Annotated in this window: 9 protein-coding genes; 5 read left to right on the top strand and 4 right to left on the bottom strand. The window is 42.6% G+C overall.

Features of this window, described 5'->3' with window-relative positions; genetic code table 11:
* The first annotated feature begins 9 nt into the window (after positions 1 to 9).
* Complete coding sequence (locus ABTV71_RS23255; RefSeq protein ID WP_433901270.1) at positions 10 to 2,286, top strand: multicopper oxidase family protein; 2,277 nt, start codon at positions 10 to 12, stop codon at positions 2,284 to 2,286.
* 331 nt (positions 2,287 to 2,617) lie between these two features.
* On the opposite strand, the gene ABTV71_RS23250 is transcribed toward ABTV71_RS23255, so the two are convergent.
* Together ABTV71_RS23250 and ABTV71_RS23245 are read right to left on the bottom strand one after the other, a co-directional pair.
* Entirely contained in the window at positions 2,618 to 3,616 is a 999-nt protein-coding gene (locus ABTV71_RS23250; protein WP_121125874.1) for a beta-ketoacyl-ACP synthase III, read from the bottom strand.
* A gap of 307 nt (positions 3,617 to 3,923) precedes the next feature.
* A complete protein-coding gene (locus ABTV71_RS23245) occupies positions 3,924 to 5,336 on the bottom strand; it encodes a PLP-dependent aminotransferase family protein (RefSeq protein WP_433901269.1) in 1,413 nt (470 codons plus the stop codon).
* 244 nt (positions 5,337 to 5,580) lie between these two features.
* On the opposite strand from ABTV71_RS23245, the gene ABTV71_RS23240 reads away from it, so the two are divergent.
* Positions 5,581 to 6,747: an aspartate aminotransferase family protein gene (locus ABTV71_RS23240; RefSeq protein ID WP_433901268.1), complete on the top strand. Its 1,167-nt coding sequence runs from the start codon at positions 5,581 to 5,583 to the stop codon at positions 6,745 to 6,747.
* 207 nt (positions 6,748 to 6,954) lie between these two features.
* Positions 6,955 to 7,371, top strand: a complete 417-nt coding sequence (locus ABTV71_RS23235) for an NUDIX hydrolase (protein WP_121125871.1) — start codon at positions 6,955 to 6,957, stop codon at positions 7,369 to 7,371.
* Positions 7,372 to 7,394: 23 nt separating this feature from the next.
* Here ABTV71_RS23235 and ABTV71_RS23230 read toward each other — a convergent pair whose 3' ends face one another.
* A complete protein-coding gene (locus tag ABTV71_RS23230) occupies positions 7,395 to 7,928 on the bottom strand; it encodes a hypothetical protein (protein WP_433901267.1) in 534 nt (177 codons plus the stop codon).
* An 80-nt stretch (positions 7,929 to 8,008) separates the two neighbouring features.
* On the bottom strand, positions 8,009 to 11,179 hold the full coding sequence (locus ABTV71_RS23225; protein WP_433901266.1) for an AsmA family protein: 3,171 nt from the start codon (positions 11,177 to 11,179) through the stop codon (positions 8,009 to 8,011).
* 180 nt (positions 11,180 to 11,359) lie between these two features.
* Here ABTV71_RS23225 and ABTV71_RS23220 point away from each other — a divergent pair, with 180 nt between their 5' ends.
* Positions 11,360 to 12,709, top strand: coding sequence for a sensor histidine kinase (locus tag ABTV71_RS23220; protein WP_433901265.1), 1,350 nt, complete (start codon positions 11,360 to 11,362; stop codon positions 12,707 to 12,709).
* Positions 12,710 to 13,019: 310 nt separating this feature from the next.
* Complete coding sequence (locus tag ABTV71_RS23215; protein WP_433901264.1) at positions 13,020 to 15,623, top strand: zinc-dependent metalloprotease; 2,604 nt, start codon at positions 13,020 to 13,022, stop codon at positions 15,621 to 15,623.
* The last annotated feature ends 5 nt before the right edge of the window (positions 15,624 to 15,628 follow it).

Genomic DNA, 15,628 nt, shown 5'->3' with positions numbered 1-15,628 from the left:
TGCATGAAAATGAGTAATAAGAGAAATATATTAATAATTGTTTTACTATTGATGACACAGGCTGCTGTGTTGGCACAGAAGGTGGTACGTCACGAACTGTATGTTCGGGACACCATTGTGAACTATGCAGGCAAAGCAAAACGTGCCATTGCCGTAAATGGACAGATCCCTATGCCAACCTTGACATTTACCGAGGGAGACACCGCGGAAATTGTAGTTCATAATGAACTGAAAGAGAGTACCTCCCTACACTGGCACGGTATCTTTCTGCCGAACAAAGAGGACGGCGTACCGCATCTGACACAGGAACCTATCAAGCCTAATTCAACCTATACCTATCGTTTCCCGATCATCCAGCATGGAACACACTGGTATCATTCGCACTCGGGTTTGCAGGAACAGATCGGTATGTACGGTAGTCTTATTCTGAACAAACGGGGCGATGACAAGACTTTTCGCAAAGGGATAGATGACTTACCTACTATTCCGGTCATCATAAGCGAGTGGACAAATTATAATCCGGATAATATTCAGCGGATGCTGCATACGGGAAATGACTGGGCAGCCATTAAAAAAGGGGCGACACAATCTTACGCGGAGGCGATCAAAGAGGGGAAATTTGGAACGAAAATCACCAATGAGTGGAAGCGTCAGCTCGCCATGGATGTCAGTGATGTGTACTACGACAAGATTCTGTTGAATGGTGCCCATTCCACGGATCTAAAGGAAGTGGACGGCAAAGTATTGAAGGCGGGAGATAAAGTGCGTTTACGGATTTCCAATGGTGGCGCTTCATCCTATTTTTGGTTGCGCTACGCCGGTGGAAAAATTACCGTGGTCGCTAATGATGGGAATGATGTGGTACCTGTGGAGGTGGATAGGCTAATGATCGCCGTATCGGAGACCTATGATGTCGTGGTGACGATCCCGAATGTGGGAACAGCCTACGAGTTTATGGCGACAACGGAGGATCGGACCCAATCGGCAAGTTATTTTGTTGGTAATGGCATCAAGCAATTGATTTCACCACTCCCTCGTCTCAAATATTTTGAGGGAATGAAGATGATGAATGACATGATGAAGATGGATGGTAATCTGAATGATATGGGCATGAATATGAGCCTGAATCAGATGGATATGAATGTGGTCATGTATTCTGAAATTACCGGAGATGGAAAGAAAAAAGAAGATCATGGTAAGCATAGTGGTATGGATCACGGTAAGATGAAGGCGGATGAGGATCCAAACCGTTACAATGCGAATGCATTGGGGGATATTGTCACATTGAATTATGCGATGCTAGAATCTCCCCATGATACCGAATTGCCAAAGAGCGCTCCTGTGCGTAACCTTAAGTTTACGCTTACGGGAAACATGAACCGCTATGTGTGGAGCATGGATAACAAGATCCTTTCGGAAACGGATAAGATCCCGGTGAAAAAAGGGGAGGTGTTACGGATTACCATCTACAACAACTCGATGATGCGCCACCCGATCCATTTGCATGGCTTTGACTTTAGGCTGCTAAATGGTAAAGGCACAAAGGCTCCGCTGAAAAATGTGGTCGATATCATGCCAATGGAGACCGATACCATAGAATTTTTGGCAAATGAAGAAGGTGATTGGTTTTTCCATTGCCATATCTTATACCATATGATGGCCGGAATGAACCGGGTATTTGCTGTGGATGACTATAAAAATCCATATCTACCCGATAAAGCCAAAGCCTATAAAGAGCTGCAACATGAAAGCAATATGACGCATTTCATGGCGCAGAATGATTTTGCGACCAACGGAAATGATGGCCAGGCGATGTTCCAGAATGCGCGCTGGCAACTTGGGTCGGAATGGCGATTGGGTTACAACGATATGCATGGTTATGAGGTGGAGACACACCTGGGACGGTTTTTCGGAAAGATGCAGTGGTTTATGCCTTTTGTAGGTTTTGATTACCGCTACCGCCGAATGGGTGAAGACGAACATGAAAAAAACATCTTTGGTCAGGCCAATAAAAAAGATAGCCGCAAGGCGGTGAGTCTGGGTTTTATGTATACACTGCCGATGCTGGTAAATTTTCAGGCCGAAGTATATCATGACGGTATTGTCCGATTGCAAATGATGCGTGAGGATATCCCGATCTCCCGTAGAATACGTGGTGATTTTATGGTCAACTCGGACCTTGAATATATGGCAGGGCTGAATTATGTCATTACAAAAAATATGGCTTTCAGAACGCATTATGACAGCGATATGGGATTTGGTGTAGGACTATCGTTGAATTATTAACGAACGATTTTATTTTTCTCTTTTACAGGCTAATAAAGGGGCAAGCGGGGATTATCTCCTTCAATAACATAGGTCTGATTGTGAAATTATTCGGACTTTTATACGCTTTCATCCGAATGAGGTCCGTATGGAGCACGGACAATGTTCCTATTAGCTCCCTGTTAATATACTTGTTGAGATGAATTTTTAGACCTCTTGTTTCTCCGGAAGTCCAACGTTTTTAAGCAGATGTTCTCCATAATGGAAAGTACAAAAGAAAGCGCCAGAAATTTAACGATTTCTGGCGCTTTTTATATTGCTCAGGGACTTTTGACCGACGCTGTTTTGATTGTTAGATCATCCACTTAAAGATGCTCGCTCCCCAGGAAAAGCCTGCTCCGAAAGCCGTAAGCATCACTAAATCACCGGTGTTCAGTTTCTTTATATTTTGCCAGATACACAAAGGGATCGTCGCAGCAATGGTATTGCCTAAGTATTCGATATTGCTGAGTGCTCTGTCTTCAGGGATATTAAGACTGCGGCCAACGGCATCGATGATACGTTGGTTGGCTTGATGTGGAATTAACCAGTTTATATCCTCAATTTGTAAGTTATTACGCTGTAAAACGGTATTACAAGCATCACTCATGGACTGAACAGCATGTTTGAAAACTGTTTTGCCGTCTTGCTTGAGAAAGCGGTTGTCGTTTACAGGAAGATTACTGTCAATCGGGTAGAGTGAACCACCGGCCTCGATTTTCAAAAACTCACGTCCAGCGCCATTGCTACGTAGGTAGGCATCCATGACGCCCCCTTCAAGTGAAGGTTCGAGCCATATAACTCCAGCGCCATCGCCGAAAAGAATATTGGTGGAACGATCTTTTAGATCGACATAGGTACTGATGTTATCTGCGCCGACAACAAGAATATTTTTGTAACGTTGTGTCTCCACAAGTGACGACGCCATATCCAGTGCATAGAGAAAACCTGAACAAGCTGCATTGACATCAAAAGCCCATACGTTGGACAATCCCAATTTTTCGAGAATAATATTTGCCGTTGCTGGCATAGGCATATCTGGTGTTGAAGTTGCGACGATAAGCGCATCGACATCCCGAAGGTCTTTATTGTATTGCTTTGCTAAATCCTGAATGGCTTTGACCGCCATGTCCGATGTGGCAAGATTTTCATCCAATATCCTTCGCTCCTTAATTCCTGTACGTTTGATAATCCATTCATCGGAGGTCTCGCAAAACTGCTCTAAATCGGTATTGGATCTTCTGTTTGGTGGAATATATCCTCCAACCCCAGTTATTGCTGCATACGGCCTGCTCGGTATTCTTTCAGTCATAAAATAATGTACTCTTTTCTCTCTTTTTATACAGCCAGATCTAACAAATTAGACAGGGTGTAATTTTGCGCCGTAAAACTACGGTTAATTTGTACAATTAAAAGCGGAAAAGATAGGTTTTTGACAAAATAATTACGTTTTGTGGCAAAATTAACCGTTTTTAACCTTTAGTCTATACTAATCTTTTAATTGGTCTTAATGGGGCGAAATTATATGTTGTTTGTTTTGTGTTTTTCGAAATATTAATCTTTTTGTTCTTTTCAGAATAAGGAAACGGTCTATCTTTTTTTGATGGATTGAGAGCATTTTATGAAATTCGGGCAAGCTGGAGGAGATCGGCTAAGATCTGGATTCCGTCTTCGATCTGTTCTTCGGAAAGTGAACCATACCCTAGGCGCAAGCCTCCATAGCAATTGTCTTTATGGTAATTGTCGGGGTGGGGGATATGAATTGATTTTTCTTTCAGCTTTTTGAACAATAATGTCCAGTTTACCTGATGTCTGAATTCAAGCCAGACAGCCAATCCGCCTCGAGGAGGTTGATAACTGATATGCTCCGATAGATGCAGGTCCAGCTGTTTGACCATAAAGTCGCGCTTGTTCCTGTAATAGTTGGTGGCTTTGCGGATGTGTCTTCTAACGGTACCATCCTGGATAAGTTCCAGAACTGCCTGCTCCATGATATTATCTCCCTGTATATCGACCATATAGCGCAGTTGCGCGATAGCCTGCAAAAGATGTTCATCTTTGCTGACCAGATAACCTATGCGAAGTGCGGGGGCGACCACTTTGCTCAATGTCCCGATGTAGATCGAGCTTTGTAGTTCGGTATCAGCAGCCAGCGGGTAACATGGCGTATGGTCGAAGTGAAATTCGTAGTCATAATCATCCTCGATAAGCGTAAATCCATACCGATTGGACAGTTGAATCAGCTCGGATCTACGTGCCTGACTTAATGTAGCCGTAGTCGGGTACTGCCGATGTGGTGTAAGGTATGCTGCCTTAATATTTTTGTTTTCTTTGAAATGGGGGATCATTTCCTCAACAAGAATTCCATCCTGGTCGACAGGGATTTCTATGAGTTGTGCGCCAGTATGCTCAAAAATCTTCCAGGCTGAATGATAACCCGGAGATTCAACGAAGATAAAATCGTCCTTTTTCAATAGGCATTGAGCAACGAGGTACATAGCCATTTGGCTGCCACGGCTGATGCATAGGTTGTCCAGCGTAATATTCATATTACGCTCCTGATTGAGCATATCCGCGATCGCCTGCCTGAAGTCAATATGTCCTCTCGGATCAGCATACCCCATCATTTTCCATCGGGCACTCCGTTTAAAAATCTGCCGATAGGCACGTCCAAGCTGATCTATGGGTGCGATTTTACTATCCGGATTACCATCATCAAAGATAATACGCAGTGGTACTGAGGCCTGTGGTTCAGTGATGCTGTGCGCTGTGTATTCGGTTGTGGCAATTAATTGTGGAAGCTGCTGGGCAACGAAAATTCCACGGCGTTGCTCACTCACTACCCAGCCTTCACTCAGAAGCTGCTGGAACGCTTCAACAACCGTATTGCGGTTTAGTTTTAATTGTGCCGCGAGTGCCCTGCTGCTGGGCAGCGCTGTTCCGCGGGTTAATCTGCCCGACTGTATATCCGCAGCAATACTATCTGCTAGCTGTAAGTAAATCGCCTTTGGGGAAGATCGGTCAATCTCCATTGTCAAATTCCAGGGTCTGAGCATGATCAATTATATCGGGTAATTCACCCAAAGATACAATTGTTCTGCAAGATTGAAACCTCTTACAGTGATCCGAGCGCATTTGTTGTTCATGCATTCGACTTGTGATGAGTAGCTTGCATTCGCTATCCGAGACTGGACTATTGACTTTAAATTGATACTGGACCACCTCTAAGGGGAGATTTAATCTGATTTTTGAGGTAAACCAAATCTTGATCATTTGATGAAACCATTTTCGGTATTTGAAAAATTGGCCATACAGATTGACCGTGCTGCTGGCTGCTTTGTGTACGACCAGTCGGGACAGGCTTACTTGGATATGTATGGTGGACATGCTGTTATTGCTGTAGGGCATACCCATCCGCATATTGTAGAAAGTACCTTGCGTCAGCTCAATAAGATCGGTTTCTATTCGAATACGATATACAATGATCTGCAAAATAAACTGGCAGATCAATTGGGACTGATCAGTGGGTATGTAGACTATGGGGTGTTTTTCTCTAATTCCGGTGCGGAGGCAAACGAAAATGCCTTGAAGCTATCTTCTTTTGTTACGGGACGAAAAAAGGTTTTATCCCTATCCAATGCTTTTCACGGACGCACTTCGGGAGCTGTATCCGCTACCGATATAATTAGCATCCGAGCTGCGGTAAACGATAATCGTCATTATTTTTTTACACCTTTCAATGACCCGTCCAGTTTGAGAAAACAGCTGGAAACGGAGGAATACTGCGCCCTGATTGTAGAACCGATTCAAGGAGTCGGCGGAATCCATGTTGCTTCCGCAGCGTTTTTACGAGAAATCAGGCAGATCTGTACGGCGACGGGAACGATGCTTATTCTCGATGAGATCCAGTCAGGATATGGCCGTACGGGGAAATTTTTTGCACATCAGCATGCCGGAATAAAAGGGGATCTGATTACTGTGGCGAAAGGAATTGCCAATGGCCTCCCGATGGCCGCAACGCTGATCTCTCCTGACATCACACCCATAATGGGGCAACTGGGAACAACCTTTGGAGGCAATCATCTGGCCTGTGCGGCAGCAATTGCTGTATTGGAAGTTATTCGGGATGAAAAGCTGATGGATAATGCGGCAAAGGTTGGTACATTTTTAATGGAAGAATTACAGGACATGACGGGCATTGCTGAGGTGCGGGGAAAGGGATTAATGATCGGTGTGGAGTTTGACACTGATATACGGCAGCTGCGTCATGAACTGCTGTTTGGCGAGAAAATCTTTACGGGATATGCCGGTGCTTATACTTTGCGGCTTTTGCCACCGCTATGTTTTACAATGGAACATGCGCAGATTTTTCTTAGGAGCTTGAAAAGATTGCTTCTGAAAAATGATCACTATTCCAAAAATCGTTCGTATCAGATGCATTAATTAAACTTATCACAAGCATTAATTAATTGGAGAATTGTGTTTCGCCGTTCTCTGCGGAATTTTATTGATAAATCAGGGTGCAGCGGCATAGCTTGCCTCGATGAGGTGATAGAGTTGTACTTGGAAAAATGCCGTTAAAAAAGTAACTTCACGACAGGATACTTTAATACAGAACGATACTTTAAATTAGAATATACAAAGAAACGAATGTCTACAATTGTACAAGGTTTACCAACAGCTGGATTGATTAGTATAGCGGATCATAAAATATTACTTGCTTATAGCAACAATAAAAAAGCCTGGTATCTTCCCGGTGGAAAAATTGATGCGGGGGAAGATTCCCTGCAATCCCTTCGCCGGGAGATTTCAGAGGAACTGAACATCGACCTTGATCCCAAAAAGATTTCATACTACTGTCACATCACGGCCCCTGCGTATGGTATGGTACCCGAAGTGATCATGGAACAAGACTGCTTTCTATATCCGCTCACAGAAACGATACAGCCTAGTAATGAAATAGGAGAAGTGAAGTACTTCTCCCATGAAGATTATTTACGTGAACCTATTCAGGTCATCGGTGTATTATATGTCTTTGACAAATTGAAAGCAGATGGCCTGATCTAGGCTAAATGCCTCGGGCAGCCTTATTAGATGCTATAGCCTTCATTGGTACAATTGATTGTTTTAGTATGCTTTATCGGACTAATTTTTCCGGTCCTGGTATTCAATCGCCAGGCTTCGACAATCTGATCAAAGTATTCTTTGTTTTCTTCCACAACGCTAATGGCAACAATTTCACTGTCTACTTTTTTGCCTAACCTGCAATTACAGAGACTAAGCTGTTCGTTGGATTTCAGTTTACGGATATTGATCGTGTCCAGTATTTTATATTTTACCTGCCCCTTTCCATTCTCCTTGTCGTCAAGCAATTCGTTTAAAATACAGATGCCGTTTTTATCGTTGGTATAATATCCGGCGGCAAAGCGATAGTCTCCACTGGCACTTTTACCCGCATCTATTACTGCTCCGGAAGCATGGCCGTAACTGCTCAATCCGGGGATTTCATTTATTTCCCGAAATATCTTTCCATACAATGGATTTTTTTGATCTTGAACGGCGCTAAAACTTGACCAGCTACAGATGGCCAATACCGCAAATAATACGCTTGTTAGATATCGCATAGTTTCAATGTGTTTAAATGCAGTAATAAAGATAATAAATCCCACTATATTCTTAAATAATGGGATCTAGATTTTACTATCTATTTTTCCGCCGTGGTATTTTCTTTTTGGGATTCTTTATAGATTTTGCTGTCCTCATCGTCCATGTCCATGTCGAGATCCTCCTCTCTATATTTTCCCATTTTGAGTTGAAAATTATCAGCGGTACCCGTGATGCGCATTGGGATTCCGAAGATTCCAAATGGAGGCAGTCCGAGTCTGAACCCAAGATTCATCCGTCCATCTAATGTAACTTGACCTTCAAATCGTGGTCTGAATCCCATCATCTTCATTTTGGTACGTTCAATGGTCATGACATTATTTTTGATATGCGATTTGATGACGACTTTTTTCACTTCGCCGTCTTTCAATTTTTCTTTTGAGGTAGATTCGCTGATGCCATTTAGTAATTTGAAACCTCTGAATTTAATCTGGTTCAATGTCAGGGTACCTTCACCGACAATGGAAGGCATGACAGGCTGCATATTACCGTTCAGTAACCCTCCTAATTTATAATCCAGCGATACAAGGCCATGGGCATTTTTGGCAGCAGTCACCATCTCTCTGAACATTGGAATTTCTTTATAGGCACGTTGGATATCAAAGCTGTCCGCTTTTACGGCGTAGTCGAATGAGGCTCTACGGGGATTTATTGGTCTATAATTTCCATTCATAGCTGCTTTTAATCCTGCCAGTTCAAAAGTAGTGTTGTTGAGCGTCAGTTTGCCTTCTTTGATCTGTAGATCCCCCTTAAAATCTTTGATGTTCATGTTGTTGTAAGAAACATTGTTGACCAAACCTAGCACCTGAACATCAAGATTTTTAGGCAAAAGGACCACACCTGTCTCCGAAGAAGAGGACGCTGCTGAAGGCGTATCTGCAAAAACCATGAAGTCATCCACAGTGATTTTTTTACTATTGAGTGTGAACTGTCCTTGTAAAGCGGCGTTGCTATTTGTCAGATAATTGATGATATTATTCATGTAACCTTTTATGGAGATCGAATTTCTACCATAGTTGACCAGGAATCTATCAAAGTTCATTTTCTCCTGATGAAAACTAAAGTCACCGCTTTTGATCGCTATAGGCTGAGAGAGTAGGTCTGTCTGTACCTGGATCTGGCCGATATTGATGCGTCCACGATTATTGAGTCTGGAATAGCGGCCACTGGTTGCATCGCTCTGGAGTCCCTTGAGGCTAAAATCTGTGTGGATAAAACCATCGACATTGGTTCCGTCCAAGGCGAAAAACTTATAGATGGGACCAAGGTTGAGTTTTCCTTTGGATTGAATATTATAGTTGATGTTATTGAAATTGCGCAGATCTGCATGCAGGAAAAAAGGTTCTCCGGCAAATGTGAATGAGACAGGTAGTATTTTTACACTTAAATCACGTAATGATCCTTTTTTGCTATTTACAAAAGCTTCAACATGTATATTTTCCATTGGAATAGGGTATTCCTTGGATTTGATAAAGCCGTTTTTCATCACAATGGAGGTATTGGTTTCCGGAAAAATATTCCGTTTGAGATCGACATACCCTTTTGCATTGAGGTTGACATCGATCAGGCCTGCCAGTTCGATATCTTTGACCGGATAGAAGCTTTTGATATCGGCCAAATTGAATAGGGCCTTAAGATCGGACTGTACCGCAATTTTGTTGAAATCTGTTATTGAAACATAACCTTTAATATAGTTATTGAGCGCCTGAACTGAGATATCGTGAATAGAAATGGATGCGCTTTTCATTTGGCCGTCCGGATCTTTTGCTTCTAAGCGATACGCGATCTTTTCAAGTCCTTTAGGGAGATCGGCCAATTTGAAATGTCCATCCGTTAGGGTGTTTTTAATATCAAATGTCGGTATGGAAGCGATATATTCTTGCTCGCGTTTCTGGAGACCAACTCTGCGTGTTGCACGGGCATAGGTTCCGTCGATTTTTGCGTCAAGATTCCATCGCCCGCCCAAGGAGAATCCGGGAAATTGTAGGGAAGAATAGAGGATACCTAGGTCGAGATCGCTTTTCATGTCGGCATGTACAGTGACCGGATGGAGCCCCACGATCTGTCCTTTTGCATTGAAGTAACCTGATGCGACTTTAAAGTCAAATTGTCTGAGGTCAATCCGGAGCGAGTCGGGATTTAATGCCGGAAGATCAATCTTTAATTTTGCATTCCAGTCTGTCAATGGATTATTGGATTGTTTATAAGCCATATATCCGTTATTGATGGTCAGTCCCAGGGATAAATCGGGCATCTCATTATTGTCAACAATATAATCACCGATTAAATTTACAAATACTTCGGATGTACCCTTTACGGATAGATCCTTTATCCATGAGGCGTAACTATTTGGAACCAGTGACAGCAATTCACTCAGGGTACTCTCCTGGGATTTTAACTTGAAATCAAGATGATAACCGTGTGAGATAAAGGATAATAATCCCCGGAATCTTACTGGTAGCCGGTTAATCTTGATATCATTTCGTTCAAATACAAAGGATAGATTATCGGTGTTGATACGGGTTAATAAGGTGGCGTCAATGGATTTTTTGTCGACATAGAGTTCATTGTCAAAGGAAAAAGAAAAAGCGGCAATCTTGGCTCTGGTATTCAAATCAAAGATATTCGACATCAGATCACCTTTACCCTCGTAGTCCAGATTTTTTGCGTCAATCCATAATGGGATAGATTGATCTTCGTAATGTAGATTAGTCTTTTCAAATCTGATCAGCTGAAAAGCCAGTGCGCTGCTCTCGGAATTATCTTTTGTCTTGGTGGAATCCGTTGGTGTAGACTTGTAGATATTATAGTTTGCATTACCTGAGGAATCAACCAAAATATTGATCTTTCCTTGGTTGACGATAAACTTGTCAATAATGATTTTTGATTTGAGCAGGCTCAGGAGGTCAATCCCAAAGCTTACCTGTTTGGCTGCAAGCAGGGTGTCTTTTTTGAATGGCTCAGCGCCCTTTAGCAACACGTCATCCATTGACGCTGTCAATAGTGGGAATTGATCAAAGAAGGTCAATCTGACCTTTGTATAATTGAGATCCCCATTGATATGTTCGTTTGCCAACGACTTGACTTTGTCGTTTACTTCCTTTTCGAAGATATAGGGAATAGATAATATACAAAGAACTAATAGTGTTATTAAACTTGCGAGACCGATAGAGATTCGTTTGGCAAGTTTTAGAAATGTTGCTTTTGACACAGTGTTGTTTTTTTGTGGCTACAAAATTCCGAAATTTATTGCTAAAGTTCGCTTATTGATAGATTTATTTTTGGCTTTTTACCTAAAATATGTCGTGATTCAATGACAAACGGATCGGCAAAAGTCCTTTCTTATCAGCTGGTTTTGTAATGCTCGGGATTTTTCCCGTATTTTTGCAGCGTGAAATTTCGATTTAAAAATGCTGAACAGAAAAGCGGTACCATCCTCATTTTCTGTTTGCTTTTGTTGCTGTTGATAGGTGGGGGACTGCTCGGTATGATTCATCATAAAATAGATCGACTGAATAAAAGAATATTGGTAGATTTTGCCGATGAAAATATGCTGCTGCTGAATAAGCAACTGGAATTGTTACAGCAGGAGTTATACACGTCTGAGAAAAGGTTGATTGAAACCGTGCCGTCAGGGGATATCGGTCGTGATTCCTTACTTATTCTCATTCCTGCAAGCGAGTTGGACCGTGTCGACAATAGGATGTGGATACTGCTCAAAACGCGTACGATACAGCATCGCTTATACCATATCTATGTCGATATTGAAAAATTAAATGCTTATTTCGCCAATCGCTATTTTGGCAGAAGGGCTTATTTTGAAATATTTAGCGATAAAGGGATCTGCATCGTTTCACCTGAAAACCGAAAATGGGGGCTTCCGAAGGACGGGGATATTATTACTCAGGGGAAGATCGTCAAATCGGATTACCTAAAGCTGGATGTGATGGTTACCTCCTATCCCTGTTCCATTATTTTTGTGGGGGGTGAAATTCGGGTAAGTACCCTGCTGTTGACCATTGAGGAGGAAGTTCAGGGGGTCATGACCTATAGTATATTACTTGGCGTAGGCCTGATGCTCGTAGCCATAGCGCTTATCTATTTTAATGTACTGGAGCGCCGCAAGACTCAGCAGCTCAAATTAATGGCGCTGCAACAGGAAAATGAATATACGCAGATGCGTCTGGTTCAACTGCAGCAGCAGATCAATCCACATTTTTTGTTCAATACCTTTGGCTCGCTCCAATATCTGATCGGGAAGGACAATGATCTGGCCAAGTCATTTGTCGGTAAAATGACCAAGGTCTATCGAAAAATGCTGCGTACGGACGAGTCGGACTGGTCTTCGGTACAGGAAGAGCTGGAACTGGCAAAAGCTTATTTCTTTTTGCAGCAGGTGCGTTTTGGAACAGCGTTGAAAGATATGGAAATTTCCATTCCAATGGATGTGATGGGTGCGCGGCTACCACGTCTGGCCTTGCAGATGCTGGTGGAAAACGCGATTAAGCATACACGTATTTCAACGGAAAATCCACTTCAGATCCATATTGTTTATCTATCGGAGGTCAATATCATCCAAGTAAGCAACAATTGGCAGCCGCGGCAAGGAACTGCAACGGAAGGGGAGGGATATGGACTTAATTACCTAGCGTCTATGTATTCCCATTATACACTGGATGGCTTTGGTTATGGAAAAGAAAAGGGCTGTTTTTTTGTCAATTTACCCCTACTGGATCGTTAGATTAGTACAGGAATAGTTCTGCTGGATACGTGTTCGTAGTTTTGAAGCGCGTGTTCATACGTATGAAATACGTGCTCGTCCCTTTTGAAGTGATTCTGTACAATATTTTTAACAAATTTGGCTCCTGATCTAGGAATTTAATTGCAAGATTAACCTAATCTTATTCGGATGAAATGATCTTCAGCTCAATAGCGCGTGATAAGAGAACTATCCTGCGCAGCTGATCGCTTCAATGCCATTGAAAAACAAAGCGGGTGCAACAAATGCATGGATGCTATTGAAAAACAGCACTCAGAAATAATTATTCTAAATGAACAACACTTATACCAAGCTAGCCCTAAGCCTCTTATTTTCGGCAGGCCTCATGCAATCTTGTTCTGTATTGCAAACTGTAGGTTTACGAAAAAAAGAGACTGTTACCTCTGCGAAAGATTCTACCGCCAAGAAAGATACGACGATTGCCTATGACAAACTGTTTAAAGATGCACGCGTGGATAGCGGCATGTTTGCTGTGATCCGAAAGGAAAATAATTATTACTTTGAAATTCCATTGAAAAAAATGGGACAGGACATTCTCCTGATCCAAAAATTGTCTTCCGTTCCCTTAGCACTGAATGAAGCTGGTGTAAATAAGGGAATGAACTATGAAAATAAGGTCATTCGGTTTACCCTGCGCAAAGAGAAAAAAGAGGTATGGGTTTCGGAGATTAAACCTCAGGTGGAAGTGCCTAAAGGGGATGCGATTGCTGCATCGGTCTATGATAATTATCGTCCCTCTTACATTGAATCGTTCAAGGTGGAGAGTTATTCAAAAGACTCCAGTGCCGTGGTGATCAAAGTCAATAAAGTGTTTGATGGATCAGAGAAGAGCTTTACGGATGTTTTCACCGCTTTGGGTTTAGGTACTTCTCCTAAAACCAGTATATCGACCATCGAAGAAATTAAATCGTACTCCAATAATATTGTTGTGAAATCGGTCTTGTCGACAAAGGTAACAGAGGGAAATGAATCGGTACCAGTTTCATTAGAGGTAACAAGTAACCTTTATGAACTGCCTGAAACGCCGATGGTAGCACGTTTTGCGGATCCGCGTATTGGTTTTTTTACCTCGCCGCGTTGGTATTTTAACGATAAACAACAGGAACTGGATAAAAAAAATCTGGTGAACCGCTGGCGGCTTGAGCCGAAAGATGAGGACAAAGCCCGTTACCTGAAAGGTGAATTGGTAGAACCAAAGAAACCTATTGTTTTTTACCTGGATCCGGCCACACCAAAACAATGGCGACAAGCCATCATCGACGGTGTTCACGACTGGCAGGAAGCATTTGAGGCAGCCGGTTTTAAAAATGCGATTTTGGCCAAACAACAACCGGATAGTGTCAAATTTGATCCGGATGATGCAAATGTATCTTCTATTGTATACGCTGCGTCAGCGCAGGCCAATGCGATGGGGCCATCTGTGGTGGATCCCCGTTCAGGCGAAATTTTAGAAGCGGATGTGATCTGGTGGCATAACGTGATGACGATCCTAAATAGCTGGATGCGCATACAAACAGGTATCGTGGATACCTCCGTGCGGTCGAACGTGTTCTCGGATGAAAAAATGGCCCATGCCATCCGTTTTGTTTCTTCCCATGAGATCGGACATACCTTAGGGCTAATGCACAATATGGGGTCGTCGGCCAGTTTTCCAGTGGATTCACTCCGTAGCAAAAGCTTTACGGCAAAAATGGGCGGTACGGCACCATCGATTATGGATTATGCGCGCTTCAACTATGTCGCGCAACCTGAAGACGGTGTTGAACAGATTACACCAGTGATCGGAGCCTATGATAAGTATGCTATCGGATGGGCTTACCGCTGGTACGGCAAAGCACAACCTTGGGATGAAATACCGTTGTTGCGGAAAGAAATTGATGCTCATGTGCATGACCCGATATATCATTATGGTGAACAACAGGATTCCAAGAATATTGTCGATCCACGCGCACAATCCGAAGATCTTGGTGATGATGCAATGAAAGCTGGTGAATATGGGATGAAAAATTTGCGTCGAATGATGCCGAATATCATCAACTGGACCACAAATACGGGGGACGACTATTATCGTGCCGGTAAATTATATATGGGCGTCGTTGGTCAATGGTATGCTTACGCTGACCATGTGCTCAATAATATTGGTGGTATTTATCTTGAAAATGCTGTTTTGGGCGACCAAAAGAATGCGTATAGCCCAGTCCCTAAGGAGAAGCAGGTAGCTGCACTGGAATATTTAAAGAAAAATGTGTTCTATATGCCGGAGTGGCTATTTGTTCCGGAACTGATGGCGAAAACTTTTCCTTTAAGAGATTCACCTATGGGACCGTTTGAATATGCACCTTATAATCTTCAGCGCGAATTTCAGTATGCTATGCTCTATAAATTGGTCAACGATGAGCGTCTACTGCGCATGGTTGAAATGGAAAACCTCTTTGGCGACAAGAAGGCATGGAGTGCACCAGCATTTTTAGCATCGGTACGCAAGGAGATCTTCGCAAAAACGGTCAGTGAACAGGCATTGGATCTTAAAACACGCATGTTGCAGCAGAATTACGTGGATGTACTGATGGTCTCTACGAATAAGTCCATGGAGAAATTAAATGCCAAGAAATTAGCTGGTGTCGAACAATTGATTGAGGGAACTCAACCTAATCTGTGCTTGCATCCGCATCATGCAGCTTCTGCACAAACGGGTTTACGTAATGTACATGTCACAGGAATGATCCGTACATCGGATATGCTGACCTATAAACGTGCTGAACTGTATGAGATCTACCAATTGTTGAAACAGAAACACCGGACAGGAGATGCCACAACAAAGGCACATTATATGGATCTGCAATTGCGTATTGCAAATACCCTGGAATTGAACTAATATAT

The sequence above is a fragment of the Sphingobacterium puteale genome (genome assembly GCF_050986225.1).
GTDB classification, from domain to species: domain Bacteria; phylum Bacteroidota; class Bacteroidia; order Sphingobacteriales; family Sphingobacteriaceae; genus Sphingobacterium; species Sphingobacterium puteale.
The sequence above is the reverse complement of the archived record's forward strand: the minus strand, read 5'-3'. Positions and strand labels throughout refer to the sequence as shown.